Here is a 26,748-nt window from a genome sequence, read left to right as displayed (position 1 = left end):
ACTGATGAACATTGACTTTCCATTCCACTTTGACAATCGAGGTCGTACAGCGACCACTACCAATGACGACCATATCCGGGACATGATTGAACAATTACTCTTTACTAATCCTGGCGAACGGGTCAATCGCCCAGACTTTGGCAGTGGTTTACTACAACTAATATTTGCTCCTAACAGCCCTGAATTAACGGCAACGTTACAATTTACCACGCAAGCAGCACTACAACGTTGGTTGAGTGACCTTATTGAAGTGCAAGGGCTGGAAGTCACTAGCAAGGATTCTTACTTGCGAGTGTTTGTGCAATACACCGTCAAACGTAGTGGGGAACAACGTAACGAAATTTTTGAACGGAGCAATGCATTATGAATGAGCCAGTTCTAACCTGTGAAAACGAACAGCGTCTTCACGAGGTTCGGAAGCGAAACCTCAACGGGCTGGATTATTTGGAAGTCAGCGATGACCAGCGATCGCTTTGCGTTCACTTCATTGGTTCTGTCCCAGAAAATATCACAAAGGACAACATTTGGATTGAGGGAGGTCAGCGCATCCGCGATATCAAGGTGACTGGTGTGGAGCGTGAGATTCAAGAAGATCCCACCCTTGACAGTTGCTTGCAGGTGTTTGTCAATAAACCAGGGGACTTTTCAACCTATACCCTTCGTTTAGTGAGGTTAGAAGGTTTTGACCCTCGCTATGCCCAATTAAAATTCAGTTTCAAAGTTGGTTGTCCCAGCGATCTAGATTGCAAGACGGTACCTACTTATACTTCTTCTATAGAAAGAATTGAGCCAGAAATTAATTATTTGGCTAAGGACTACGCCAGTTTCCGCCAATTAATTTTAGACCGTTTGGCATTAATTATGCCTGATTGGCAAGAACGCCACGTTCCTGACTTAGGAATTACTTTGGTGGAACTCTTGGCTTACGTAGGTGACTATCTCAGCTATTACCAAGATGCTGTTGCAACCGAAGCATATTTAGACACAGCCCGCCAGCGTATTTCCGTGCGCCGTCATGTTCGCTTGGTTGATTACGCCATGCATGAGGGTTGCAATGCTCGTACTTGGGTATGGTTGGAAACTGAAAATAATACTGAGATAAATTTAAATAATGTTTTCTTTATTACTAAATACCAAAACACTTCTGCGGTTAGCACAATTCTAAGTGTTAACGATCTAAGAAACATTTCTAGCAGCAGTTACGAAGTATTTGAGCCAATTTTTACAAACTCCCAAGCACAAATCCATTTATACAAAGCACACAATGAAATTCGTTTTTATACCTGGGGCGATCGCCAGTGTTGTTTACCCAAAGGAGCAACCAGCGCTACTCTGTTAGATGGATGGGTTCCAACTTCTAGTCAGCCTACAAAACAAGAAGAATCCTGTGACGATGGCGATACCTCTAAACCTTTGCCACAATTAGACCGCAAGCTGAAATTGAAAGCAGGTGACATTCTGATTTTTGAAGAGGTAAAGGGAGCCAAAACAGATAATGTGGCAGATGCCAATATAACTCACCGCCATGCTATCCGGTTGACTCGCGTTGAACAAGGTGTAGATGCAGTTTACCCAGTCAAGGTTGATAACGTTACCCAAGAAATGCCCACTCCTATTGTAGAAATTAGTTGGGCACTAGAAGATGCGTTACCGTTTCCTCTTTGTATTTCAGCAATTGGTTTAGCCCCAGAATGCAAGTTAATTAAAGACATTAGTGTTGCACGGGGTAATGTCATTTTGATAGACCACGGACAGACGCTTCCGCCTCCTCTGGAAGATTTAAAAACAGTGGTAGAAAAAGAAGCGATCGCCCTTTGTGAAGAAGAAGGTCAGCCCGCAAACATGATGGCATTGCCCGAATTATTCCGTCCCCAGCTCAAACACACACCACTGACCTTCCGTCAACCACTTTCTGCCCAAGAATTGTCTCAGGCTCCCGCTTCCAAATTACTCACTCAAAATCCCCGGCTTGCTGTACCCCAAATTACAAAGCTGATTGGCGTTCCAGTTAACTATAAAGAACCGATTAACCCCGAGTGTCTGTTTGAAGCTAAGGAATGGGAATGGACGCTTGCACCTAGAGGCGATTTGCAGGCAAGCTACAGCCAAGAACAGCATTTTGTTGTTGAGATGGACGACGAAGGCTATGCCCATCTACGTTTTGGCAATGGTGAATTGGGACGGATGCCAGAGGTAGGAACGCGTTTTTTTGCGACTTACCGCATTGGCAATAGTATAGCCGGAAACATTGGTGCTGACACCATTGCTCACGCTGTTTTTCGTTGCGAGCCAAAGAGTATTATTCCTCACAACCCCCTGCCTGCTCAAGGTGGCATAGCACCTGAACCCTTATCTGAGGTAAAACTTTTTGCCCCCCACACCTTCGCCAAGGAATTACAACGGGCGATAACGGCTCAAGACTACGCCGATATTGTCATGCGTGACTTTTCTGACAGCGTGCAGCGCTCGGCAGCTATGTTACGTTGGACGGGGAGTTGGTGTGAGGTGTTAGTGGTGATTGACCCCTTAGGAACCCAGACAACTAGTGAAGAGTTATTGACAGCAATTACCAAACACCTTTACCGCTTTCGTCGCATAGGTCACGATATCGTGGTGAAATCAGCGACATACGTACCGTTAGATATTGCGATGACAGTATGCGTACAACCCAACTATCTGCGCGGACACATCAAAGCTGCCTTATTAGACGTGTTTAGCAATCGCATCTTAGCAGATGCTCGGCGTGGCTTCTTCCATCCAGATAACCTCACATTTGGAACAGGTATTGCCCTCAGCAAATTAGTTGCTAGTGCCCAAGCCGTACCTGGTGTAGAAAACGTTGTTGTAACAAAATTGCAGCGCTTGTATGAAGGTAATAATGGAGAACTGGATAACGGTATCCTACCTCTCAATCTCCAAGAAGTTGCCCAACTGGATAATAATCCTAATTTTCCTGAAAACGGTAAATTTGAGCTAATCCTGCGAGGTGGACGATGAATAAAACCAGCTGCTGTTTTAAAGGACTAGAAATCCTCACACCCATGTCTGCTGCTAACCGTCCTGGTTTAAATGCCTTAAAATATCGAGTTGGCACCCATGCTAGTTTTTTAGAAACGATGAAGACGTGTTTTTCTAGTAGCGTCTTTTTATCCCTTGCCAACCTCAAAACACGCAATGCAAATGACCCTGCGATCGCTTTTTTAGATGCCTGGGCAACTGTAGCAGATGTTCTGACTTTTTACCAAGAACGTATTGCTAATGAAGGTTATCTGCGGACAGCGACTGAGAGGCGATCGGTTTTGGAGTTAGCGAGGTTGGTTGGTTACAGATTGCGTCCTGGTGTAGCTGCTACCGTCTATCCTGCCTTCACTATGGAAACGGGTTATAACAAAGGTAGCGAAATACCCGCAGGAAATCGGATTCAAAGTTTGCCGGGTATTGGTGAAATGCCGCAATTTTTTGAAACCGCAGAAAAAATCTCAGCCCGTGCAGATTGGAATAATTTGCAACCACGCCTCACCCGTCCGCATTTTATTAATAGGGAAACAGACACAATTTATTTTCAAGGAATTACAACTAACCTCAAACCCAACGACGCTGTGTTGTTTGTATTGAGCAATCACCCAGACAACAAGGTATTTCGCCAAGTAAAAGCTGTAGAACCACAGGCGATAGAAAATCGCACAAAGGTGGAGTTGCAAACAGCTAACACGCAACAGATTTTGCAGCAGGAAGTCAATTCTTTAACTATGAGCCAAGGAAGGAACTCAAGAGGTGAGAGCAAATGCCCTTTTAAAAACCTGGGTTCTGCTGATGAAGGTCTACTCAAGAATTTACTTCAGCCCCCCTCCATTCCACCTGCTAACGCCTTACAACTAGGATTAACCCCAAAACAGGTTTACAAATGTGAGTCGGATATTGCTCCACAGATATTGACAGCACTCAAGCCAAGGTTAACAGACACCCTTTACACTGCTTTGCAGAATACCTTAGATACGAGCAAGTCGGGTTCACAGAGTACGCAAGCTTTTCGGGTGAAAGCTGCACCTTTTGGAGCAAACGCACCCCTCAAGCCAGTTTACGATGATCGAGGCAGAATTCAGGGTTATGAAGAGTGGGCGATCGCAGGTACAATGACAATAGGTGTACAAGTGTTCTGGGATGATAATCTCCTAGAAGACAACAGTCAGATTTCATTTCAAAGAGATGATGATGAAACAATAAGCGTGGAAGCCTCAGTAGCCACTTCCGATGATATTCCTCTGAACCCTTATGGAATAGTAGTTCGCATAACTAGACTGCCCGAAGTAACTCCAGATGAAGAGGTCGTTGTACCAAGAGATTTATCAACTAGACAAGTATCAACTAGACAAACGAACGAACTCCGCTTTGAATTCTTTGAATCCGTCACTGGACAAGTCCCATCAGATCCCACCAGCCAACCGCTACAAATTATTCAATTAAGATGGGTTGATAACAATTTGTTTGTCCGGGTTGACCAGGATCGGGAAAGATTCGTTTTGCGGCTTGAACGAGCGCTACAAGAGAAAATTCTTCGATACTCAACTGACGCTTGCAAGGTAAGCATTACATCTAATAGGGAAGAGAGTTCTCTTTCTATCCTTTGCGAATCACCTGCTCCAATTCCTAATGATTCTGGTACATTAAAACAACAAATGGCACTAGATGCTCTGTACGAGCAAATCACTGTAGAAAGTTGGGTTGCAATTCAACGTCCCGAACAGGTTCGACCAGATATCTATCAGGTTACAAAAGTGGAAACTGTTACCCAAGCAAAATATGGGATAACTGCCAAAGTGACGCAGCTAACATTAGATAGAAACTGGTTAAAAGAGAGCGATCGCTCTTTAAGCCTACTGCGGCAAACTACTGTTTATGCCCAAAGCGAAGAATTGCGGCTAGCAGAGGAAGTCATTGACCCTAAAGCCGAACCCGTGAAAGGCAGCGAAATTGAATTGGGAGCGCTTTATGACGGGTTACAGCCCGGACGATGGCTGATTGTATCTGGAGAACGTGCTGATTTAGGGGAAACGACAGGGGTTAAGGCGAGCGAACTTGTGATGCTATCTAGTGTTACTCAGCGCGTAACTACAATGGTTAAAAGTGAAGAGCAAGAAATACCAGGTGATAAAACGCACACGTTCCTCCACCTTGCCCAATCCTTAGCATATAAGTATAAACGCGATACCGTCACTGTTTATGGCAATGTCGTCAAAGCTACACATGGGGAAATGCGTACTGAAATCTTAGGTAGCGGTGATGGTAGCAAAGCATTCCAACAATTTCCGTTACGCCAGCCGCCTCTGACCTACATACCTGCTCCTACCCCTGAGGGTGCTGCCAGTACCTTAGAAGTGCGAGTCAATGACATTCTTTGGTATGAAACAGAAACCCTTGCAGGGCTAAAACCAACGGAGCGTGCATACATCACCAAAACTGATGATGACGGAAAAAATACGGTTATTTTTGGGACAAGGCTACCCACAGGAGTGGAAAATATTAGGGCTGTGTACCGCAGTGGCATTGGTCAAGTAGGCAATGTCAAGGCAGAGCAAATTAGCTTGCTGGCATCTCGTCCTCTAGGGTTGAAAGCTGTCATCAATCCCTTACCTGCAACTGGAGGTGCTGACCGAGAAAGCCGCGACCAAGCACGTAAGAATGCACCTTTGCAAGTCATGGCTTTAAACCGCCTGGTATCTGTACAAGACTACGCCGACTTTGCCCGCACTTTTGCAGGGATTGGTAAAGCCAGTGCCATGCTGGTATCTGATGGTCGCCGTCAGGTGGTACATTTGACAATTGCTGGAGTGGACGACATTCCTATTGATGAAAAATCGGATTTGTACCGCAATTTGTATCAAGCACTGCGTCAGTTTGGTGACCCCAATCAGCCCGTGCGACTAGAACTGCGGGAACTGATGGTACTGTTCGTGAGTGCCAAAGTCAAAATTTTACCCGACTATCAGTGGGAGTCAGTCGAACCACAGCTGCGGCAAACATTGCTCGATACTTTTAGTTTCGAGCGTCGAGAATTGGGGCAGGATGTCACTTTTAGCGAAGTTATCAGCACAATGCAAAAGGTTCCAGGCGTTGATTTTGTGGATGTAGATATTTTGGATAGCGTCTCTGAGACAGAAGCTGCCAATCCAGACATCCTTATCCAGATATTAGAGAAATTAGCGAAGGGAAAGACTTACCAAAGGCAAAACACACAGAACCTTGAGGATGATATACAACCTCGAAAACGCATTACCGTTAACTTTGCCAAAGCGACTCAGCAAATGATTCAGCCGGCTCAACTAGCTGTGCTCGTTTCCTCCCAACCTCTGACTCTGATTCTCAATCCTTTGAAGGAGAACCTATGAGTAAGCCACAAGACCGTCTCTACGAACTTCTGCCAGTGGTTTATCGCCAACGGGATGCCGAACAAGGCTACCCTCTACGGGATTTATTGCGGGTAATTACTGAACAGGTGGATGTAGTTGAAGCAGATATTTTTCAGTTGTATGAGAACTGGTTCATTGAAACCTGTCAGGACTGGGTTGTCCCTTACATCGGCGATTTAATTGGTTATCGACCCGTACCTGAAGCCGGAGAACCAGGAGATGTCAGGATGCTTGGGGGACAACAGCGCAACAAAATTTTAATTCCTCGACGGGAAGTTGCCAACACAATTCGCTATCGGCAGCGTAAAGGTACTTTAGCACTGTTAGAGTTGCTGGCAAATGATGTAGCAGGTTGGTCTGTACGGGCAGTAGAATTCTACAAGCTTTTGGGTTGGACGCAAGATGTCAACCACTCGCGAATTTCTCAGGGTCGAACGGTAGATTTACGCCAAGGCGATGCCCTCGATCGCTTAAATGGGCCCTTTGACGAGATAGCTCATACTGTGGATGTGCGCCGAATTCAATCACCCTACGATCGAGGACATTATAACATTCCAAATGTGGGGGTTTTTATTTGGCGGTTGAAAACTTATTCCGTCACCAAAACCCCTGCCTACTGTCTGGAAGAAGTTAGCCCCAACTGCTACAGCTTCAGCGTTTTGGGTAACGATACCCAACTTTATGTTTCCCCCCAATCAGAGGCAGAACCAACCCACATTGCAGAAGAACTCAACTTGCCTATTCCTATTCGTCGCCGAGCTTTAGAGATAGACAAGCGCAAGTTTAATGAAAGCCAAGTACGCGACCAAACCTACACAAGTCTTTACTATGATAAAAGTAAAAGTCTGCAAATTTGGTTGAGAACGCCAGTAGGAACACCCTTTAACTTCGTTGCGATTCCCTTTGAGCAAATTATTCCCGCCGATCTGAGCGACTGGCAGTATCGACCTCCCCAAGATAAAGTAGCTGTTGACCCCGTGCTAGGACGCATTGTCTTTCCGCCGCGTCAGGTACCCAAAGCAGGGGTTTGGGTGACTTACCAATATGCTTTTAGTGCCAACATTGGGGGTGGCGAGTATGACAGGATGCTCTTGCAACCCGCGCAACACAAGCTTTACCAAGTGGGAAGGCTAGGAGAATTTACGAGTATTAATGCCGCTATCGACCAGTGGTGGAGTGAGTATCAAGAACATCCGAACGAAGAAAAGTATCGTCATGCGGTTATTGAAATTACCGATAGCGGCGTGTATACCGAGCGGTTTGACCTGCATCTAGAAGCCAATCAAAGCTTGCAAATCCGGGCAGCTAACCACACCCGTCCTGTCATTCGCCTTCTCGATTATCAGGCAGAAACAACCGATTCTTTGCGCGTCACAGTCCAACCAGGGAGTCGCTTCACCTTAGATGGTTTATTGATCGTGGGTCGAGGAGTTCAAGTGCAACAGGATATCCTTGACTTTCCAGTGTCATCTGAAGAAAAACAAAAACCAGCACAAGAGGAAATAGGGGAAAACAAATATGAAGACGCAAAAAGTTTTTTATCTTCCAAAATCACTATTCGTCACTCAACCCTTGTCCCCGGTTGGGCGCTGCACTGCGATTGTGAACCCAAGCGCCCTGCGGAACCAAGTCTGGAACTGTTGAACCTCAAGGGGCAAGTAAAGATTGAACACAGTATTATTGGCTCAATTCAAATCAACCAAGATGAGGTACAAGCTGACCCCATTCCCATTCATATCCGCAATAGTATTCTTGATGCCACTAGTATGGAAAGAGAGGCGCTAGATGCACCAGGTTGTGCTTTTGCCCATGCTCGATTGACTATCCAGTGTTGTACCATATTCGGTAAAGTTTTGGTACATTCTATTGATTTAGCAGAGAACAGCATCTTTGATGGCATTGTCACCGTAGCCCGTCGGCAACAAGGTTGTATGCGGTTCTGCTACGTCACTCCATCTTCCCGCACACCGCGACGGTACAACTGCCAGCCAGATTTGGTAGAAGCCGCCATCGCTCAAGAATTGAAGGATACTGCTGTTAAAGCAAATAAACCTCAGCCTACGGAGGCAGACTTAAGAACTGTTCAGCAGGTAGAACGCGATCGCATTCATCCTCAATTCAACAGCACCCGTTACGGTACTCCTACTTACTGCCAACTCGCCAACACTTGTGCAGGGGAAATTAAACAGGGTGCTGATGATGAATCTGAAATGGGGGTCTTTCACGACCTCTACCAACCTCAAAGAGACGCAAATCTGCGTGCTCGTCTAAATGAATACACGCCAGCCGAAATGGAAATTGGTATTATTTACGCCAGCTAGGAGAAATATATGCAAGGTGAATTTAGAGGAGATTTTACCCGCAACACCTTTAACCCTCACAAACAATTCTTACGGGTACTGATGCAGCAGGGTCGGGTTCAACTTGATGCTGACTGGAATGAACAAGTTGCTATTTTCTTGCACTATCTACAAACTCTGGCAGCAGATTTAATTGGACCACATGGCGGACCAGTAGAAAAGATGGGATTCCTAACCATTGCTGCCGATCCTCTTAAGTTTGACTTTATCATCAGCTCTGGTCACTACTACGTTAATGGTTTGCTTTGTGCATCAGAAGCCGTCGATGTTCCTATTTTGGAAATTATGAATGGAAGACAGGTCAAAATTGCTACACAAAGTGATAAGAACATATTTTTGAAAAAAGGTCAATATATTTACCTTATTCAAGACAATCCAAACCAAGATAACCGAAATCAGGATGATCTAAGAATTATCGTTCAAATTACTGAAGTTATTAAAGAACTAGATCGATGGCTGTTAACTTTTTCTCCTGTTTTTCCCATTGATGATGATGAACTTCAAAAAGTTTCTAAAATTCGTCAAATTATCACTTATCAAACCCAGTTTAACTATCCTGTAGAAGATCGCGAAAAGTTGAAACGGGGAAATTATCTAGTTTACTTAGATGCATGGGAACGCCATATTAGTTGCGTAGAGGATGAAAGCGATGTCATCCCTAGTATTCGTGAAGTTGCGCTAGGTGGATCGGACACTGCAACGCGATCGCGCTTGGTGTGGCAGGTGAAGGTTAAGGAAATTAACCAAAATCTTGATGAGTTAGGAGAATACGCAAGTACGGTTAAAAATAATTATTCAAGCTTTCTGCAAGAATTGGGTGAAGTGGTTGAACATTCAGGCACGGGAACGGGGAAGCTGATAGCAAAGGCGCAGGAACTCAATTCTGATAGCGGCGAGCCTTGTATCATAGCCCCTAAAGCCCACTATCGAGGGGCTGAAAACCAACTCTACCGAGTAGAGATTCATAAAAGTAGCAAAGATGGACAAGCAACCTTCAAATGGTCTCGTGAGAATAGCTCGGTAATATTTCCGATAATTGCACCAGTTACAGTAGGTACGGCTTCAACAGTCACCGTTACTCTAGCACACTTAGGACGAGACAGTCGTTTTAGCCTCTCTGAAGGGAATTGGGTTGAAATTGTTGATGATGACTACATTTTGCAAAATCGAGCCGAACCCTTATTTAAGGTTACCTCAATCGATCGCGTTAACTTTACGGTAACGCTAACCAGAACGGAAATACCTAACTCCACTGTTGGAGGATATTTAGAAAAACACCCATATTTACGGCGGTGGGATCAAAAATTTAGTACAAATAATCAAAACGATTTCACACATGGAACGCAAATTGTTGAAGAAAATAAGTGGATAGTCTTAGAAGACAGAGTCCAAATCCAGTTTCCCGCACTAGAAAAACAGCAGCCACCTACATACCGAACAGGTGATTACTGGTTAATTCCTGCTCGCACAGCTACTGGTGATGTGGAATGGGCTGGCTCTGTTAACAACCCCAAAGCCTTATCACCCCACGGTATTGCTCATCATTACGCACCACTTGCAGTAATTTCAGTTGATGGGGAAGGACAAATTACATCTGGATATTATGATTGCCGTCGTCAGTTAACCGAGCTATGGAGAATTAAAAGTGATAACGAGTGATATCAAACCTTAATTGGCAAACAAGATCGATCGGGCGAAGTGTTGCATCATTTCACCAAGTCATTAAATTACTATTTCCAGGTAATTGGAACAAATAAATTTGCAGTGAAAAAATTGATTCAGGAGAAAAGACCATGTTATATGCCCCAACCAGCAAGAATAAAACTAAGAATGAGGCAAATAACAGCCATTCTCAACTAGTAGCCGCACAGAAACATCGACTGCATTTACCAAGTTTTGAACCATCTCTGTTAAGTTCTTGGAGTCGAGGTTTAGGGAATAATTGTCAAAGGAACTTGCAGAAAACTTGTGGTAAACAACTAGCTTTGCAGATAAGGAATGAAGGAAAGCCTATTCAGGGAAGCATTTTACAGCGTCATGCTGCAAATTCAGAAGCACCTACTAAGGTTCCTTCCATTGTACATGAAGTATTGCGATCGCCCGGTCAAGCTCTGGATACCAAAACTCGTGCATTGATGGAACAGCACTTTGGACAAAATTTCAGCAACATTCGACTTCACACCAATGCACAAGCAGCTGAGTCAGCGCGAGCTGTGAATGCATTAGCTTATACTGTAAATCATCATATTGTTTTTGGATCTGCTCAGTATGCACCAACAACAGCAGAAGGAAAAAAATTACTTGCACATGAATTAACCCATACTATTCAGCAAAGCAATCATGTTCAGACTTCCGAAAGACCCCTGACAATTAGCCATCCTCAAGATGCTGCTGAACAAGAAGCGAACAGGGCAGCAAATGCACTCTTTGGTACCCAGCCAATGACTGACGTCTCAAAGACGGGAGTGACAATAGCACGAGAAACCCCAATGCAAGTAAACTACATGGATCAATCATGGCAAGAACAAAGCTATACGTGGACAAAATACGATAACAAATTTCGCTATCTAGGCCCACTTCCAATGTTAGATATGCTGAAGGAACTAGCGCGATTCAATCGCGAAGAACTGGAAGGTTTAAGGGAGCATTCTAAGGCGGCAGCCCCCTATGGTCAACAGAGGGTGGAACTAGCCATAGCCGTTGTCCAGGCAAAAAAATATAGAATTAGGAAACCCAATTTTGACCAATGGCTACAGATGACTATGGAAGCAGTCATCCCAGCTAAGATAAATAAAGACCAGCAAGAAGCGATCAACAATTTTTTAGGGAGAAAACCGGATAAAGTAGCAGATTTAAGCAACCAGACAGTGGTATCTCAATCAGCAGATAACGCAATTATATTCGAGGAGGACAACATAAGTCGTTTAAGCTACAATCCAGCGACTCAACTAGAGATGAATATGACCCGAGGAGCTGGAAACGCATTAACACGCGCCAAAACCTATTTGAATGGTCACAAGATCGAGGTCATGAGTGCCGTCAATGCTTTTAAAGACTTAGCAGAGCAACAAATTAACAGCGAGCTGGAGGGAGATCCCAGTGATTATTGGGGATTGCTGCCCACATTAGCAGGTGTGATTGGTACAATCGTAACTAGCTTCATACCAGGTGCCAATGTTGCTGTAGGTACGGCTATTGCTGTTGCTGTTCAAGGTACAGTTCAAACTACTGCTACAGCTGAAACTAAGGAAGCACGAGGCAATGCAAAGGATACCGCAAAAAAGGCAATGCGAGAGTTTGCACAGAAAGTTGAAGCAGGCCAAGCAAAAGCAATTAAGAGCTTGGATGAAAAGATCTCTAAGGAGATGACAATCATTGCGGCCACAAATGACGAAGTTCGCAGTTTACTAGAAACTGGTAGCGATAAGGCACTTGACGAAGTCGTCATCGACTATCTTGGTATTCCAAATCCATCATCAAAATCACCTTTTGGAAAGGTTTTAGAGGAGCTACAAGTCACTTTTGCTGGTTGGCTCACAAAGCGAAAACTGAATGCCGGTCGAGGTAAGTTTGACAAAATGGTTGCAGCAGAAAAAGGCACGCCTCTTTATAAAGAAGATCAAAAGCAAATTGAGGCTGCTAAAAATACTGCCCGTAGAAAAGCCCGAATGGCTGCTCGGGAGCGTGAGTAGGGCAAACGCATTAAAATTTTGAAAGCCATGTGCTATAAGGGTTTCAAATTTTAGCAACAAAACTAAATAATGGCTGAAACCTTTGTTCAGCAAGCATTCTAAAAATAAGATGCGTTTGCCCTAGGAGCGTGAGAAGGAGAAATGAAAAAAGCACAAAATTGTATCAGAGAGCAATAAGCGAAGTGTTGACAATCTCTAACACTACAAAACCATCCTATCTTCATGAGTAACATTTCACTCAGATTCCCAACTTCTTTGAGAAGTCGGGTAATTTTCTCACAAATGATTTAGAAATCCTATCAGACACAATTGCATTTTTATTTTTGGCTTTTCTTTGTTGTTGACCTTTGACGTTTAGCTTTTGGTCTTGAATGAGTTACAGGAATATTTTCTTGCAATATTGTAATACCCAAATTCTTCAAATCAAATTTTTGTTGCGCTTGTAGTTCTGTCAGCCAATTTGATGCTTGTTCTAAGACTTGCTTATCTCGCCTAACCTGAATAATATGTTTGTTTTCCATAACATCAAGTAAAACAAAGATTGAGATAGTCTTCCAACATACCTGAGACTTGCCAATCATCTGAAAATTCGTCACGATTTTTCCTTCTTCAGGTACGTGAAGCCCCAACCCTGCAGCCTGAATCAGTTGTTGAATATCGGTAATTGCCAGACTGTTGAGAGGGGGAAGATGATTCTCAATAAAAATTAACTCTGCTAAATCGGGTAAATCTGCTAATCCTAATGGTAAAGCTTCAAACTGAAAAGTCAGATTTTCTGCAAAAGGATCGGCGATCGCATAAATCTGTTTCGCAGATGGTGGTAAAGAGACATTTCCCTGTTTGTAAAATTCCTGCCCTTGTGATGTAATTTTAATCGCACCTGTTTCGGAAATTTTCAAACTCTTAAATCTTACTAAATTGTCAGCAGTACTTTTCACAAATACAAGATCCAACCCAAGTACACTTGCCAATTCTTGTAATGTAGGAAGAGGGGTAAATTCAATACTTGCACGGAGAATAAATTCCTCCAAAACATTAAATTCTGGAGTTTAGACTAAGCAGTGTAAAACGACTCAGCAGGGCTGAGTTAATCAGAGACTTGGGAAAAATGGGACGAATATTTGGTGTTAGACTGCAACAGGTGGGTCTTTAGGGGGAGAGCTTGCTCTTTTTTTAACTGTTGGATATCGGTTTTTACGCATACGAGTTTTGCCTGGAGTCCAGCCGGGAGATTTTCCACGAGGTTTGGGTGGAACAGCAGGAGAACCAATCGCGGCTAAAACTCCACCCATAGCTTGGGCAACTCTTCCTCGAGTCAATTTGTCAATTGACTTCTCCCAGGGTAAAGGATTATCAGCAACGATATCACGAGCTAACCATAACTCCCAAGTCATTAGAGGCATCAAGTCACTCCATCTTTCGCATTGCTTGGGAGTACTTAGTTTTGGAACAGTCCAGTGTAGGCGTTGTTTCAAGAAACGATACCAATGGTCAATTGCAAAGCGACGCAAGTACAGACGCCAGACTTCTTCAAGGGTGGGCATTTCAGCGCCCACCCAAGCCAACCATAATGGTTTCTTTACTCTTAAATTGCCATGCTCATCAAGACGTTCCACCCGAATCAGTAACATTGGAGGTGTAGCGGCTTTGCGGAAATGCAGATTTTTCCAGAGGCTAATCCGCACCCGTCCTAGTTTTGGGTCAAAGAATTCTAAGGTAGATGATGCACTACTCCATGTTTTGGGTTCGTTGAGCTTGAAGGGAGAACCATGCTTTTTCGGACGCCCTCTGCCAGAATAAGCCTCCGGTTCGCCCCACAAACAAAGATTTGAACGTAATCTCACGCCTATTGTCCGCACAAACATCGGCAGTCTTTAAGATGAATGGCGCACAACCATATTCACTGTCCCAAACAGTAATTGGTCTAGTGGGTAAATTCTTACACACTTGTTTTAATTGCCAAACTGCTTTCTCAATGGGATTTTCCCAACTCGTAATTCTTTCATGTCTCAAGGTTATTGCGGGTTTTTTATGTCTTTTTATGCCAATTTTTTAAAATCACACCTTTTTCTCTCTATTTCATCACTAAAAATGATGATTTATTTATCATCAATAATAAAAAACTATCTAAGACTCTTGCTTGAATAACTGATCGACTCTCCTACTGCGTTTTTATGACTTTTTCAGCAAGCCCTAACTAGCCGATCGCTCTCTTTCGCAGTTTTAACCCAAGGCACGATGAAGCAGCCAAAGCATTGGAGGAGTATCAAAAAACAATTAGTCCTGATTAGAAAGTATCTTAATCGCTTGCAAGAAAATTTTTACTCTGCCCAACTTTCTATATTCAGGTTGGTGTTTACAAGTTATTTTCTAAATTCTCTAAATATTGTTGGATTGACTTTTCTATTAAACTATCATCTATATTTTCGTAATCTGATTTTGAATAAATATTACTCAAAACAATAAAATCAGTTGTCTTAACATAATAAATTACTCTATATCCACCACTAGCACCCTTCTTATTATCACTATTTTTTACTCTTACTTTATAAACTTCATAATCAAATCCTTGTAAGCGAACTCCTATGATTTCACCATTACTCAATTTATTAATTAAAGGTAATATATCTTTCCTGACAGAACGATAGGACTTAGCTAAATCTTTAATCTCTTTTAAGAATAATTCGCTCAGTACTACTTGAACAGGCTTATCATCAGTCAGCATCTACTTCATCCCATAACGCTGACAGTGGAACTGTTTTACCTGTAATGGCTTCATGTAGACCTTGAATGATCTTATCCGTTAGTTCTTGCTGAGTCTTAAGCTTTACAGGTTTACTATCTTGATTAGTTCCTCTGAAAATGATAGTAACATTTTGAGGCTCAGTTATTTCGATTTCCTCATCAAAAGTAACAAAACCATCTTTATTTATAGTTCCTGTAACTTCTCTATCAATCATATTTTATCTCACAATTATAATAAGTATATCTAAGATAGCTTAAGTTCTACTAGAGCGCCAAATTGCTCCAATAGTGCTTCATCAACAATAGTTTGGTAGCCAACTTTTTGTTTTTCTAGTATATACAATTTGTATTTACCGATTACCCACATTCCGCACTTCAAAATGTAGTACAGAGAGTCACATAATTCTTCTCAGATGCAGGTAAATAAAAATACACGAATTTTTTCAGTAGTTCGGCATTGAGTTGGCATGAAGAAATAAAGCAAAAGCAAAGTAGAAAATTGATTTCCAGCTTTTGATAAAACTAAATATACATTGATTAATTTCAAATGGGACAATCAGAAAAACTCAAAAATCTTTGATAGGTAAAAAATGTTCCCAATCTCAGATGCGAAAATTAAGAATATCGACCACTTAGGAATAGTAGCTGGGCTGATTGACGAAATAGGAATAGTTGAAATAATAAATTCTAAATTAGGAATAGACACCCGAGAGAAGATTTCAGCGGGAATATTGGTGAAAGCAATTTTAATCAATGGATTAGGATTTGTATCAAGACCTTTATATTTATTTAGCCAGTTTTTTGAAGATAAAGGAATCGAAATATTATTGGGTTCAGAGGTAAAAAAAGATTATATGAATGACGATAAACTGGGAAGAGTCATGGATAAATTATATAAATATGGATTGAATAATCTGTTTATAGAAATTGGATTATCAGTGATTAAAAAATTTCAGATAAATACAAAATATTCACATCTGGATGCGACATCATTTCATCTACATGGAGAATATAAAAGTGGAGAAAATCAGGAAAAAGAAGAAGTAAGCAGAGAAAGACCAATAATTGTAACCAAAGGATATTCTCGTGACCATAGACCAGATTTGAAACAATGTATTTTAGATTTAATTACGAGTAGTGATGGAGATATACCATTATTAATGAGAGCGGGAGATGGTAATGAAGCGGATAAAGCCGTATTTGGAAAAATTTTAGTAGAGTTTAAAAAGCAAATAGATTTTGAAAGTATTATGGTCTGCGATAGCGCATTATATAGTCAAGAAAATCTCCAATTAATTGAACATCTAAAATGGATAAGTAGAGTACCGATGACAATTAAAAAAGCACAGGGATTAGTGAAGTTTGTAGAAATAGAAGAGATAAGTCCAGAAGAAAGAGATAAAAGAGCAGCCCTAAACTTAGAAGGATATAAATGGAAAGAAGAAATAGTAAATTATGGTGGAATTAAACAAATATGGCTAATAGTAGAAAGTCAAAACAGAAAAATTAGTGATTTAGAAAAGCTAGAGAAAAAGCTAAAAAAAGAAAAAGAAAAAGTTGAAAAGCAGTTGAAAGCATTCAAAAAAGAAGATTTTGAAACACCGGAGCAAGCCAGATACAGACTAAAAGCCATTAATAAGAAATTGAAACTATTTGAAATTAAAGATGTTCAAATTTTTGAAAGTCAATCAAAAGAGAATCAGACTATTTATAAAATATCAGGAGTCATTCATGAAAAAATAGAAGAGATAGAAATCCAAAGAAAAGAAGCAGGAAGGTTTATTTTAGCAACTAATTTAGTAGACGAGAATAAGTTAGAGCCAGAAGAAATTCTGAGAAATTATAAAAATCAACAATCATGTGAACGAGGATTTAGATTTCTGAAAGACCCATTATTTTTTGTTGATAGTTTTTTTGTAGAAAATCCTGAAAGAATAGAGACGATGTTATTTTTAATGTCTCTGTGTTTATTAGTTTATAATCTCGGTCAAAGGCAACTAAGAAACAGCTTAAAAAGAGTCAAGATGGGAATCAAAAATCAATTAGGAAAATTAACTTTTAGTCCTACATTAAGGTGGGTATTTCAATGTTTTCAAGGAATTCATATTTTAATTTTAAACGGTGTTAGTCAAATAGTTAATTTAACAGAAGAGCGTCATTTTATTTTGAATAATCTGCCATCATCTTGTCAAAAATATTATTTGCTTTCTTAATTTAAGCAGTATATGGAGAGTGAATAAAAATTTCTCAGTTTCCGAGGAAATCATAATTATTCCTCCAATTTTTAGTGCTTAAATAACCTGTTTTATCAGTTAAATATTTGATAATTGATAATTTTTCTTTATGCCACGGATTGGTTCAATATTCTTTTCTTAATTATCCTAATTGTTTGACTTTTACGTTGATTGTAGTTTTTTTGTACTTCAATTTGAAGTGCGGAATGTGGGCGATTAGATTAGCATATTTCTGATTGCGCTACCATAACAAAGCTAAACTAGCCAGTTCGCTCTTGGGGAGTTGGGAGTGCGCTGGTAAGGTAATGTCACTCATACGCACGCGTCTTTATTTGATTTTGTTCGAGAAACCAAAGCGTTTCTATCTGACGGCATTTTTGACGAATCATGTAGGACTGCTATATAACTTGGTAGCGAGAGACAATGGACGCTGGGCAAATTTACCAATTGTTTGCTTTCGTCCTAAATTAGCCTTCTTTGCATATAGCGGATAGCGGTTTCCAGCCAGGTAAGGTATGCTAGTAGGGGAAAGATAGCGTAATCACAACAATAACAATGGGTGACAACGACCGCTAATCATGAACCATGCCTGAGATTAGCTGGACATCCTATCTTCGTTACCGTGCAATCCGAAGAGGTTTTGATCTCGATCTAATTGAAAATATCCTACGCTTCTCCAGCGAACGATATTATGATGTAGAAACAGATCGGGCGGTTGTAGTTGGAAAGCATGGTGAGCAGCTAGTTTTAATTCCCTACGAACAAGGTGAAAACACGATTACACCGATTACAATTCACGCCACAACTCGACAACAAATTCGATTTCGTCTCAAAACTGGACGGTTTATCACAAATGTCTGACTTCAAGCAACAATTGCCACAAATGAACTACTTCAAAGAAGAGGATATTCTTCACCTGCTAATCTCCGAAGAGCCAGAATCAGCAAGTATTGAAATTAGTCCAAATGTTACTGCTGAACTAAATGCAGCCGGAGAGTTGATTGGCGTGGAAATTCTCAATGCCAGTAATTACATCCGAGATTTTATTTTGGAATCTGTTCAGGGTAAGCTGTTGAACTTGGTTCGCAGCGAAGTATTATAAAACTTTACTCAATATATCCACAGTTATGGGCGGAACATATGCGAACTTCAAAGGCGCTCGCATCTATATCGTCAAAAAAAAGTGGTCAGCTATGTTGAACTGACCAAATTTTGGTCAATGCTGACAAAAGTCGAACTCACGTTAAATTATTTATTTTTGGCTTTTCTTTGTTGTTGACCTTTGACGTTTAGCTTGGGGTTTTGAATAACTCACAGGAGTACTTTCTTGTGATACTATAATACCCAAATTATTCAAATCAAATTTTTGTTGCCCTTGTAGTTCTGTCAGCCAATTTGATGCTTTTTCTAAGACCTGCTTATCTCGTCTAACCTGAATAATATGTTTGTTTTCTAGAACATCAAGTAAAACAAAGATTGAGATAGTCTTCCAACATACCTGAGGCTTGCCAATCATCTGAAAATTAGTCACAATTTTTCCTTCTTCAGGTACGTGAAGCCCTAAACCTCCTGCTTGAATCAGTTTTTGAAGATCGCTAATTGTCAGAGTGTTAAAAGGGGGAAGATGATTCTCAATAGAAACTAACTCTGCTAAATCGGGTAAATCGACTAATCCCATTGGTAAAGCTTCAAACTGAAAAGTCAGATTTTCTGCAAAAGGATCGGCGATCGCATAAATCTGTTTCACAGATGGTGGTAGAGAGACGTTTCCCTGTTTGTAAAACTCCTGTCCTTGTGGTGTAATCTTAATTGCACCTGTTTCGGAAATTTTCAAACTCTTAAATCTTACTAAATTGTCAGCAGTACTTTTCACAAATACAAGATCCAACCCAAGTACACTTGCCAATTCTTGTAATGTAGGAAGAGGCGTAAATTCAATACTTGCACGGAGAATAAATTCCTCCAAAACATTAAATTTACGAGGTTCGCTAATCATCACCTCCACCAGAGTTTGTACTAATTTGTAGCAAAATTGACGCGCTACTCTAACAGATAGATTAGAGTTTTGTTTTTCAATTTGCTCTACTAACGAACTTAGAGATGGATCGATTGATTTGGAATTTTCAACCGTATCCTGTAGCAGATCGGAGCTAGTAGTATCCATCTGCGTGCATCCGCCTTCATCAGTGGTTACTATTGAAGCATTGACTGTAACTTCTTCAGGAACAGACTCGTGAATATCCGGATTGACATTTTCAGATTTGTTTCGTTTGCGAGGAGGCATATAAGACCGTTATAAAAGACCTATACAAAGCTAATCAATGCTAGACATTTCTCGTCACTAGTATCTAGCTTTCACTTTGATGCTTAATTCCTGCTTCAATCTGGCAGTGTCGGCACTAACCAGTCCACAGGCTCACACTGCCTAACTAGCAGCGATGGACGAATAGTTTCTTAGGTTGATGGCAGCGTTCAAATCTCTGTTTAAACTTGCGCCACAGCCACAATTAAAAACTCTTTCTTTGAGAGACAGTTCTTTTTTAACTGTTCCACAATTGGAGCAAGTCTTAGAACTAGGGAACCATCTATCAGCAATGACAAGCTTTGAGCCATACAGTTCGCACTTATAGGTTAGCTGTCTCCGAAATTCAAAAAATCCCATGTCTTGGATACTTGCTGCCAACTTGCCATTAGCCATCATGCCAGATACATTTAAGTCTTCAATAACGATTACGCCGTGGTTCTTGGCTAATAGTGTGGTCAACTTGTGCAATGTATCTTTTCGGATATTGGCAATTTTTTTATGCAGTCTAGCTATCTTAGTCATGGCTTTTCTCCAGTTAGCTGAATGCAATTCTCAATGCTCTCAGAGCTTCTTGAGGTGTAGATTTAGAGCATTTGTAATACCAAGGGCATTCAGGTTTTACTAATGCAACTAACCATTTATGTAAGTCAATTGCAGTCGGAAACTTGATTTTTTCTGTGGGATTTGCTTTGTTCCAATCAAGAATTTGCTTGGTTAAACCTAATCCCCAGTTCCATGCGTGACGTGCCACACCACAATGTTTTAGTAACTCTGTTCGCTGTTGGTTATTTAATTTCAATTCGGTTTTAAAACCTAACAGCATTTACTTTACTCCGTTTACTACTTGTGTCATACCATCAATTAATTTTTTGTTTTTCTTACTTCTAGAACCGTACAGACGGGCTGAAAATACTGTGATAAGTTCAATCATGTCTTGTACTAACTCTTGCTCAAAAGTAATTTCTTCATTGGTCTTATTGATGATGACCACTTCGGTTTCAAACTCTTCGCACATAGCAAATACAAGCTCTGCACCAAATCTTAATAACCTATCTTTGTGAGTCAGTACTAATCTGGCTACATCTCCTTGCATGATGCGTTTGAGTAGTTTTTGAAGTCCTTTTTTCTGATAATTCAATCCCGATCCTAAGTCTTGAATAGTTTCAAACTGCCATCCATTAGCAGAGCTAAAAGCTTCTAAAACTTGGGCTTGACGCACTAAATCTTCTTTTTGGTCGTGGCTTGAAACACGAGCATAGTTAATGGTTATGCGTTCATCTAGTTGCTTCAAGTCACGCGGTGTGATGCGCTTAATGTCTGCTAGATAAAACCTTCTCTGTCCTGACGGTGAACGCTCTGAACGAATTTTTTCTGAGTCAGCCCACCTCCTTAAAGTTGTGATTGAGACGCCTAGTTCTTTAGCTGCATCTCCAATACTGATTGTCATTTCTGGAATGTTGGTCATTGTAGTTTTCTGTCATATACTACCCTCTATTATCTATCCATTTCGGAAGAAATGGCAAGAGGTGGCGAGAAATTAAGTGACAGTTTCAAGCCCCAATAAATGTAGCGGTCTATCGCACTAATTTTAAAAGGCTGCAAGATCCCCGACTTCTCGAAGAAGTCGGGGATCTGAATAAAATTACCCATTAAAACTTATGCTATAGACTAGCAGAGACGTTAAACGTAACGTCTCTGTAAAAGTTTATTCTAGCAATCAAAGGTATTCGTTATTGTGTATTGCTCTGTGCTTCAGCTTTCTTGCTGTCCCGGCGACTTAGTAGAACACGAGAAGCAGCAAGTACTTCTGGTGCTGCAAGTACTAAGGAAGCGATTGAGGCAACAGTTGCCACTTGACAATACTCACAAAATGCTTTGTTTTCCGCCCACTCTTCACGAGCTAACTCGGCAGAGACAACTGTATCTAAAAGGATCTTAACACCCATTGCAATTGGTAGCCATGGATTTTTCCGTGCGCGGTCTAGACCACCAGCTGCAGCCAACCAGCCCGTAATGGCGTAATTAAGCACCATGATTGGACCGTCAGGTGAATTGAATCGGCTGTAGGCGTAGTCAGATGCGTCCACTCGGTCTGCATCAAACACTGGAACTGGCGGATCGGGTAAATGTTTAACTATCCCTGTTTGATAAAGCGAAACAATTTGTCCCATTGAACCCCCAAGTGTAGATAAACCGATAATCCATCGGCGGCGGGTCATATGGGGATTGTTCCCTTCACGCAGTTCTTGACTCAGTTGTGTTGGTTCCATGAAGCCTCATTCTTGATAAGTTATGGGTTAGCGATCTGATTAACTATGCAGCAGTGTTTTACAGGTGACAGTTTAAACAAATTAATGTAGGAACCGTTTTGGCAATAAGCACTCTTTCAGCTTGCGCTTTGCGATAAGCCGGGTACGGCTTGCGCCAAGGGCGATCGCAGTACATTATTTTGATACAGACCGTTTTCCTCTATCTTCAAGATGGGGTTTCATCCTTACCACTAACATTAGACGTATTTTGTCAAACTAGATTTACTACAACAATATTTTGTTAAAATATCGAGGTCAATATTTGGCAAAGCTTAGTTCAACTCAACTTAATTTTCTTCTACCAAAAGAAAGATCAAATTACTAAAAATTCATAGTTAAAAGAAATCAATAGCTTTCTCACTTCTTCTCTCTGCGTACTCTGCGTCTGGAGCGGTTAAATAAATGATTTTAAAACCGCAGAGGCGCTGAGATCGCAGAGAAAAACGATGAGGAATTGTCGTCTAAATCAAAATTTTATCAGATCCCATAATTGCTTCTTCTAAAAAAAGGTCAAATAATCAAAATAATTTTGGTTGGTCAAAGTTAAATATCAAAGTTACCTTCAATGTATGGCAACTAGTTCATAACAGAAAAGAGGATAAACAACATGGATGAAGTTAATCTTGGTCCTTTCAATCGCTTGCTTGACATAGAAGGCGTAAATGGACCAGAAGATATATTTGGCAATGTTGGTGGTTCTTTTAGTGGTGATAACCCCTTTACAATGGGTAGTTCTTCTTCTAACATCCAAGACCTACCTTATAACGGTAACCCCTTTGCTGGAGATAACTTCTGGAACATTTTTGCTGGTGGTGTTAACCCCTCTAATCCCTCCTTTGGTAGTGGTGGCGATACCTTCGGTGGTGGCTTCTAAATTAAGAGGATGTTTGAAAAGTGGTTAGCTGTGATTTTTATCGCATTATTACCCCCCTTAATCCCCCCTTGGAAAGGGGGGAAACAAGAAAAATTCAGTTCCCTCTCCTTTCCAAGGTCCGGGTTAGGGTGGGGTAAAAAATATTTGATACATCAATCATGACTTTTCAAACATCCTCTAAGTATAAAAAGCCTGGGCTAAAGCCCAAGCTTTTTAAATTGCTATGGTCTCCAACGGAAGAATAAAACCTTACCGTGGTGGTCTTCTTCAAGAAAAACGATATATTCTCCATTAGAACGACGATAAGCCCGAACACCATAAGGAACATCTACCCAACCAGCTTCTGGTTCCACATTAGGATCGGGTGTCATGATATCTGCTTGCGAACCATTTGATGTTCTATAAACGTAAACTTGCCTTGTTTTTACCGTTGCGACAAATACATAATCGCCCGCAACACTGATTGCTGCAGGGTAAACAGTTTGTTTCTCTTCAGGACGTTTATCTGCAGGTAACTTAGTTCTCCACGCAGGATTTCTATTTCCTTTACTCCAATTATCAAAACGTACCAATTCAGACCCAACAACTTTGGCATCATCGTATGGTGCAGGGTTTTCTTTGGTAAATCCTGTCAAATACATTGTATCTGTCTCTGGAAAATATTCTACTCGACGCAAGTCGGTGAAGAAGTTTGGTGTGGCTATTTTCTTCATGGATGCATAAGTGTAGATAGGATTGCCACTCCCATCAAAACCCTGGAGAGGGTAATGCCGAATACCATTAGCAGTGCGTAAATTCTTCCACACATCACCTCGGCTATCTACCCACCAACCACCAATGTAAACATCGTCTTTGTTAGTATCGTATTCGCCTGGGTCGAAAGCACCATTGCCGTTAACATCGCGCCAAATCCACTCACCTGTCTTAGGCTGGTTTGGAGGCCAATTCCCTTTGGTGAAAAAAGGCTTGTTAGAATCTGCTGGAGTGCCTACAAACATTCCACTTGGTATTGCCGTCCAACCTTCAGAGTTTTGTGCAAAACGATATATTTGCATCCAACTGTTGTACATACCTGTTAAGTACATCAACGGTCTACCTTGAACTCTTCGGAAGAAAACTGCTGTGGCTGTGGTGTGGAGTCTGGGATCTTGTGGGTATTTAATAGCATTGACCGTGTAGTCAGCGTAAGTCCACTGCTGACCGTTAGGTTTGTCATAGTTCATGACATAGTGTTCTTCTTTTGTGAACACATCGCGACCGTCAGAACCGGGATCTGCATCTGCGGTATCCAGAAAACACAGCCCTAACAATCTCCATTGCAATGCACCATTGGGAGAAAATTTCCTCAGGTCAGCGCCTGCGTTGTTAAAACCATCGTTCGCAACATAAATGTTACCTTGTGCATCAGTGCCTACTCCACTAATACCGTAAAGTTTTAAATCCCCGATCTGACCAGGGGTTCCTGAATAAACACCTCGTTCAGTACCAAATGTTCCAACTTGGGAGGGAGAACCCGTAATGTGATAAATCAGTATTTGTTGGCGCGGTCCGTTATCAGCAACTAACAATCTACCTTGATTGTCGAGTGCGATCGCAGTTGGTTCCGCAACATTGGTAATTTTTTCCGATAACTGCTTTCCTTGGGGAGAATACCGCAAAATAGCAGCAGAGGAAGAGTTCTCTTTTTGTTGGACAATCCAAAGATTCTTCTGTCGGTCAATAGCTATGTTTCCCGGACGTGAAAAAGAGAAACTCCGGAGTTGGTTCATGGAGTTAGCGTCATAGACAACAATTCTGTTACCAGTGCGATCGCTAACATACACCTCATTATCAGTAGCGGCTAATCCAGTGACGGGGCTACTCGTATTCACAATAACCATACTCTTATCCCAACCACGCCCACCGGAAAAAGGTGCTTGCTGACCGGATAAATTATAACGTCGGATGCAGTACCAAATCGTTCCTTTTGGTGGATAATCCTCACCCGGTTTACCCGAACCTGCACCTTGTGACATTCCTACGTATAAGTAACGCGAATTAGCTGTTACCGCTTTGCCACCCAAACGCTCCCAACCATGTAAATCGGCGGCAAAACCAGCAACATCTCCATTTTTATATATACCCGCCTCTTTTGCTGCTTCATCCCAGATACTATTCGTGTAAACAGTACCATCAGGAGCAACATACATTGCTTCTATATTAATTTGCACCCACTTACGATTCCCACTGAAAGTGTTGCCAATCCAAGATGTAGAATATCCCATTTTTCTAAATTCTTGAGCGATGTGCGTCCATATTCTATCCACGCTAATTTCTAAGAATCACCGAATGATAAGATTTTCTTAATATTGTGTTTTTAAAAATTATAATTTTCTCTAAAATCGTATCATCAAGCTACAAAGTTACTCGGTAGAATATGTATGATTTCTTTATCAATTCTTCGTGTTAAAACTGAGATTTTGAGTTGAGTGAAATATGAGTATTTTCGCCATAATCGAGCTTTTTTTTAATTGTTTCAATTTTAGCTTTTGAATTGATAAAAACTTGTGCAACTTAGTTCAAGCAAAGCTTTCCCAATCCAAAATCCAAAATCTAAAATCCAAAATGGTATCACTCTAGATAGAAGTACCGAGCAAGAGCAATCTCTACCATTTGACCAGTGTTTCTTGTTTTTCTTATGTACTCTGCATCTTCTTATCGACGCAAAGAAATTCTCCGTGGTGTTCTAGCGGTGTCTATCATCATTGTTGGTATCACTCATTTTCTGAAGCCAGACCAATACGCCCGGATTGTACCGCCAGTATTTCCGCCCTTAGCATCCGTCTACATTAGCGGTGTCTTTGAGATTCTTGGCGGTATTGGCTTAATGATTCCGTCTGTGAGTGTAGCTGCAGCATGGGGACTAATTGCTCTGTTTATTGGCGTATTTCCTGCGAACATCTACATGACTTTGCATAACATTAAGGTGGAAGGAATTCCCCACAGTCAATTACTTTATTTAGTAAGATTACCATTTCAGGCAGTGCTGATTGCTTGGGCATACTGGTATACTCAAAACCCACAAACACAATTAGGAGCATCGCAAAGTCAATGAACCATTGGCATTTTTTACCTAGAAATGATGCCGCGATCGCCCCCCTGGGGGTTAATTGCGGCTTGCTTCACACGGTTTCAACGTATCTAACTGCTACAAAGTCATATCAGTCGATTCCATAAATTCTTCTTTGAATTTTAAAGCAGTACGTAACTGATTTACAATCTGCTGTATGTTCGTTTATGCAGTAATTGCTTGACTTTCATTTACCTGATACATAACTTGCTTGCGTATTTCATCAGATGCTGATAACGCGATCGCCTGCCAATCGGACTCAGTTAACAAGACTTTGAGGAGCGATCGCAGTACTTCGCTATTCCTGATAAATTCTTCACCATACAAATCATCTTGTAGTAAAACTGCTTGCAGGTGTTGTTCAGCTTCGGGAGTGGGAGATTGTAAACGTTGTTTGATATGTATTCTTGCAGTTGTAGTCGCAATTTTTGTACCGATACCTAAGTTCCATGTTTCGATTAAAAGACGCACTTCAAGATTGAGGGATATACGCAAAGTCGTTAAACGACCAAATAAGGTAGGGTTAAGCATTAATTTCGGCATAGCATTACCCCAATCTAAACCTGCACCGATAACACCTACTTCTGCTTCATCTTCAATTTGTACGGCTCTTTCAAGCGAATCTTCACCGAAAAGTAGTTCCATAGCCCTTTGAGGGGTGACAGCATCGTCGTCAAAAAGTGTAGTATCCGAATTTTGTACCTGGCTCATAG

The 26,748-nt window shown here is 41.2% G+C and carries 23 protein-coding genes; 12 read left to right on the top strand and 11 right to left on the bottom strand.

The genetic code is table 11. The features are described 5' to 3' along the window. Positions 1–4: 4 nt before the first annotated feature. From WA1_RS47415 to WA1_RS47390, 6 genes are all read left to right on the top strand, one after another. The gene (locus tag WA1_RS47415) at positions 5–367 is read left to right on the top strand and encodes a GPW/gp25 family protein (protein ID WP_017747534.1); all 363 of its coding nucleotides are present in this window, start codon (positions 5–7) and stop codon (positions 365–367) included. After that, positions 364–2,997: a putative baseplate assembly protein gene (locus tag WA1_RS47410; protein WP_017747535.1), complete on the top strand. Its 2,634-nt coding sequence runs from the start codon at positions 364–366 to the stop codon at positions 2,995–2,997. Before WA1_RS47415 ends, WA1_RS47410 begins: the two co-directional genes overlap by 4 nt. Continuing rightward, the gene (locus tag WA1_RS47405; protein ID WP_017747536.1) at positions 2,994–6,386 is read left to right on the top strand and encodes a putative baseplate assembly protein; all 3,393 of its coding nucleotides are present in this window, start codon (positions 2,994–2,996) and stop codon (positions 6,384–6,386) included. The genes WA1_RS47410 and WA1_RS47405 overlap by 4 nt, the downstream gene beginning before the upstream one ends. Next, entirely contained in the window at positions 6,383–8,728 is a 2,346-nt protein-coding gene (locus tag WA1_RS47400; RefSeq protein ID WP_017747537.1) for a hypothetical protein, read from the top strand. Before WA1_RS47405 ends, WA1_RS47400 begins: the two co-directional genes overlap by 4 nt. A gap of 9 nt (positions 8,729–8,737) precedes the next feature. After that, on the top strand, positions 8,738–10,426 hold the full coding sequence (locus WA1_RS47395; RefSeq protein WP_017747538.1) for a DUF6519 domain-containing protein: 1,689 nt from the start codon (positions 8,738–8,740) through the stop codon (positions 10,424–10,426). Positions 10,427–10,560: 134 nt separating this feature from the next. Further along, on the top strand, positions 10,561–12,459 hold the full coding sequence (locus WA1_RS47390; protein ID WP_017747539.1) for an eCIS core domain-containing protein: 1,899 nt from the start codon (positions 10,561–10,563) through the stop codon (positions 12,457–12,459). Positions 12,460–12,776: 317 nt separating this feature from the next. On the opposite strand, the gene WA1_RS47385 is transcribed toward WA1_RS47390, so the two are convergent. From WA1_RS47385 to WA1_RS47370, 4 genes are all read right to left on the bottom strand, one after another. After that, on the bottom strand, positions 12,777–13,490 hold the full coding sequence (locus tag WA1_RS47385; RefSeq protein ID WP_017747540.1) for a hypothetical protein: 714 nt from the start codon (positions 13,488–13,490) through the stop codon (positions 12,777–12,779). Between the two features lie 96 nt (positions 13,491–13,586). Then, positions 13,587–14,303 (bottom strand): hypothetical protein, encoded by a 717-nt coding sequence (locus tag WA1_RS61065; RefSeq protein ID WP_272819377.1) that lies wholly within the window; start codon positions 14,301–14,303, stop codon positions 13,587–13,589. Between the two features lie 512 nt (positions 14,304–14,815). Then, the gene (locus WA1_RS47375; RefSeq protein WP_017747542.1) at positions 14,816–15,184 is read right to left on the bottom strand and encodes a type II toxin-antitoxin system RelE family toxin; all 369 of its coding nucleotides are present in this window, start codon (positions 15,182–15,184) and stop codon (positions 14,816–14,818) included. Next, the gene (locus tag WA1_RS47370) at positions 15,174–15,419 is read right to left on the bottom strand and encodes a hypothetical protein (RefSeq protein ID WP_017747543.1); all 246 of its coding nucleotides are present in this window, start codon (positions 15,417–15,419) and stop codon (positions 15,174–15,176) included. Before WA1_RS47370 ends, WA1_RS47375 begins: the two co-directional genes overlap by 11 nt. A 375-nt stretch (positions 15,420–15,794) precedes the next feature. Between WA1_RS47370 and WA1_RS47365 the strand changes: the two genes are divergently transcribed. From WA1_RS47365 to WA1_RS47355, 4 genes are all read left to right on the top strand, one after another. After that, the gene (locus tag WA1_RS47365; protein WP_017750193.1) at positions 15,795–17,417 is read left to right on the top strand and encodes an IS1634 family transposase; all 1,623 of its coding nucleotides are present in this window, start codon (positions 15,795–15,797) and stop codon (positions 17,415–17,417) included. 326 nt (positions 17,418–17,743) lie between these two features. After that, on the top strand, positions 17,744–17,932 hold the full coding sequence (locus WA1_RS61060) for a hypothetical protein (RefSeq protein ID WP_158516785.1): 189 nt from the start codon (positions 17,744–17,746) through the stop codon (positions 17,930–17,932). A gap of 91 nt (positions 17,933–18,023) precedes the next feature. Then, positions 18,024–18,299, top strand: a complete 276-nt coding sequence (locus WA1_RS47360) for a hypothetical protein (protein ID WP_017745092.1) — start codon at positions 18,024–18,026, stop codon at positions 18,297–18,299. Continuing rightward, positions 18,292–18,540 carry a DUF2283 domain-containing protein gene (locus tag WA1_RS47355; RefSeq protein WP_017745091.1) on the top strand — a complete coding sequence of 83 codons (249 nt, stop codon included), beginning with the start codon at positions 18,292–18,294 and terminating at the stop codon, positions 18,538–18,540. Before WA1_RS47360 ends, WA1_RS47355 begins: the two co-directional genes overlap by 8 nt. Positions 18,541–18,690: 150 nt before the next feature. Here WA1_RS47355 and WA1_RS47350 read toward each other — a convergent pair whose 3' ends face one another. The 5 genes from WA1_RS47350 to WA1_RS47335 all read right to left on the bottom strand — a co-directional run bounded on the left by WA1_RS47350 (position 18,691) and on the right by WA1_RS47335 (position 22,013). Then, positions 18,691–19,722 (bottom strand): hypothetical protein, encoded by a 1,032-nt coding sequence (locus WA1_RS47350; RefSeq protein ID WP_017745090.1) that lies wholly within the window; start codon positions 19,720–19,722, stop codon positions 18,691–18,693. Positions 19,723–19,863: 141 nt separating this feature from the next. Next, complete coding sequence (locus WA1_RS61055; RefSeq protein WP_026134847.1) at positions 19,864–20,265, bottom strand: RNA-guided endonuclease InsQ/TnpB family protein; 402 nt, start codon at positions 20,263–20,265, stop codon at positions 19,864–19,866. A 13-nt stretch (positions 20,266–20,278) separates the two neighbouring features. Continuing rightward, positions 20,279–20,566 carry a helix-turn-helix domain-containing protein gene (locus WA1_RS61050; RefSeq protein WP_026134846.1) on the bottom strand — a complete coding sequence of 96 codons (288 nt, stop codon included), beginning with the start codon at positions 20,564–20,566 and terminating at the stop codon, positions 20,279–20,281. Next, positions 20,567–21,208 carry an IS607 family transposase gene (locus WA1_RS47340; RefSeq protein ID WP_017745089.1) on the bottom strand — a complete coding sequence of 214 codons (642 nt, stop codon included), beginning with the start codon at positions 21,206–21,208 and terminating at the stop codon, positions 20,567–20,569. It lies immediately after the preceding gene. Between the two features lie 265 nt (positions 21,209–21,473). Next, positions 21,474–22,013, bottom strand: coding sequence for a vitamin K epoxide reductase family protein (locus WA1_RS47335; protein WP_017745088.1), 540 nt, complete (start codon positions 22,011–22,013; stop codon positions 21,474–21,476). 646 nt (positions 22,014–22,659) lie between these two features. On the opposite strand from WA1_RS47335, the gene WA1_RS47330 reads away from it, so the two are divergent. Beyond that, positions 22,660–22,926 carry a hypothetical protein gene (locus WA1_RS47330; protein WP_017745087.1) on the top strand — a complete coding sequence of 89 codons (267 nt, stop codon included), beginning with the start codon at positions 22,660–22,662 and terminating at the stop codon, positions 22,924–22,926. Positions 22,927–23,147: 221 nt separating this feature from the next. On the opposite strand, the gene WA1_RS47325 is transcribed toward WA1_RS47330, so the two are convergent. Then, positions 23,148–25,190 carry an NHL repeat-containing protein gene (locus WA1_RS47325; protein ID WP_017745086.1) on the bottom strand — a complete coding sequence of 681 codons (2,043 nt, stop codon included), beginning with the start codon at positions 25,188–25,190 and terminating at the stop codon, positions 23,148–23,150. 413 nt (positions 25,191–25,603) lie between these two features. Between WA1_RS47325 and WA1_RS47320 the strand changes: the two genes are divergently transcribed. Continuing rightward, a complete protein-coding gene (locus WA1_RS47320; RefSeq protein WP_017745085.1) occupies positions 25,604–26,020 on the top strand; it encodes a DoxX family protein in 417 nt (138 codons plus the stop codon). Between the two features lie 180 nt (positions 26,021–26,200). On the opposite strand, the gene WA1_RS47315 is transcribed toward WA1_RS47320, so the two are convergent. Further along, a complete protein-coding gene (locus WA1_RS47315; protein ID WP_017745084.1) occupies positions 26,201–26,746 on the bottom strand; it encodes a hypothetical protein in 546 nt (181 codons plus the stop codon). Positions 26,747–26,748: the final 2 nt, after the last annotated feature.

It is taken from the genome of Scytonema hofmannii PCC 7110, assembly GCF_000346485.2.
Taxonomy (GTDB): Bacteria; Cyanobacteriota; Cyanobacteriia; order Cyanobacteriales; family Nostocaceae; genus Scytonema; species Scytonema hofmannii.
Note: the sequence above shows the minus strand (reverse complement) of the source record. Positions and strands in the feature narration are given on the sequence as shown.

Excerpts from the sequence above, each read along its gene's own strand:
- WA1_RS47370 (WP_017747543.1), bottom strand. The coding sequence starts at position 15,419 with ATGATTGATAGAGAAGTTACAGGAACTATAAATAAAGATGGTTTTGTT.
- WA1_RS47320 (WP_017745085.1), top strand. The coding sequence starts at position 25,604 with ATGTACTCTGCATCTTCTTATCGACGCAAAGAAATTCTCCGTGGTGTT.
- WA1_RS47390 (WP_017747539.1), top strand. The coding sequence starts at position 10,561 with ATGTTATATGCCCCAACCAGCAAGAATAAAACTAAGAATGAGGCAAAT.
- WA1_RS61050 (WP_026134846.1), bottom strand. The coding sequence starts at position 20,566 with ATGCTGTTAGGTTTTAAAACCGAATTGAAATTAAATAACCAACAGCGA.
- WA1_RS47365 (WP_017750193.1), top strand. The coding sequence starts at position 15,795 with ATGTTCCCAATCTCAGATGCGAAAATTAAGAATATCGACCACTTAGGA.
- WA1_RS47360 (WP_017745092.1), top strand. The coding sequence starts at position 18,024 with ATGCCTGAGATTAGCTGGACATCCTATCTTCGTTACCGTGCAATCCGA.
- WA1_RS47335 (WP_017745088.1), bottom strand. The coding sequence starts at position 22,013 with ATGGAACCAACACAACTGAGTCAAGAACTGCGTGAAGGGAACAATCCC.
- WA1_RS47350 (WP_017745090.1), bottom strand. The coding sequence starts at position 19,722 with ATGCCTCCTCGCAAACGAAACAAATCTGAAAATGTCAATCCGGATATT.
- WA1_RS61060 (WP_158516785.1), top strand. The coding sequence starts at position 17,744 with ATGTCACTCATACGCACGCGTCTTTATTTGATTTTGTTCGAGAAACCA.
- WA1_RS47400 (WP_017747537.1), top strand. The coding sequence starts at position 6,383 with ATGAGTAAGCCACAAGACCGTCTCTACGAACTTCTGCCAGTGGTTTAT.
- WA1_RS61055 (WP_026134847.1), bottom strand. The coding sequence starts at position 20,265 with ATGACTAAGATAGCTAGACTGCATAAAAAAATTGCCAATATCCGAAAA.
- WA1_RS47355 (WP_017745091.1), top strand. The coding sequence starts at position 18,292 with ATGTCTGACTTCAAGCAACAATTGCCACAAATGAACTACTTCAAAGAA.
- WA1_RS47325 (WP_017745086.1), bottom strand. The coding sequence starts at position 25,190 with ATGGGATATTCTACATCTTGGATTGGCAACACTTTCAGTGGGAATCGT.
- WA1_RS47315 (WP_017745084.1), bottom strand. The coding sequence starts at position 26,746 with ATGAGCCAGGTACAAAATTCGGATACTACACTTTTTGACGACGATGCT.
- WA1_RS47415 (WP_017747534.1), top strand. The coding sequence starts at position 5 with ATGAACATTGACTTTCCATTCCACTTTGACAATCGAGGTCGTACAGCG.
- WA1_RS47395 (WP_017747538.1), top strand. The coding sequence starts at position 8,738 with ATGCAAGGTGAATTTAGAGGAGATTTTACCCGCAACACCTTTAACCCT.
- WA1_RS47405 (WP_017747536.1), top strand. The coding sequence starts at position 2,994 with ATGAATAAAACCAGCTGCTGTTTTAAAGGACTAGAAATCCTCACACCC.
- WA1_RS47410 (WP_017747535.1), top strand. The coding sequence starts at position 364 with ATGAATGAGCCAGTTCTAACCTGTGAAAACGAACAGCGTCTTCACGAG.
- WA1_RS47375 (WP_017747542.1), bottom strand. The coding sequence starts at position 15,184 with ATGCTGACTGATGATAAGCCTGTTCAAGTAGTACTGAGCGAATTATTC.
- WA1_RS47340 (WP_017745089.1), bottom strand. The coding sequence starts at position 21,208 with ATGACCAACATTCCAGAAATGACAATCAGTATTGGAGATGCAGCTAAA.
- WA1_RS47330 (WP_017745087.1), top strand. The coding sequence starts at position 22,660 with ATGGATGAAGTTAATCTTGGTCCTTTCAATCGCTTGCTTGACATAGAA.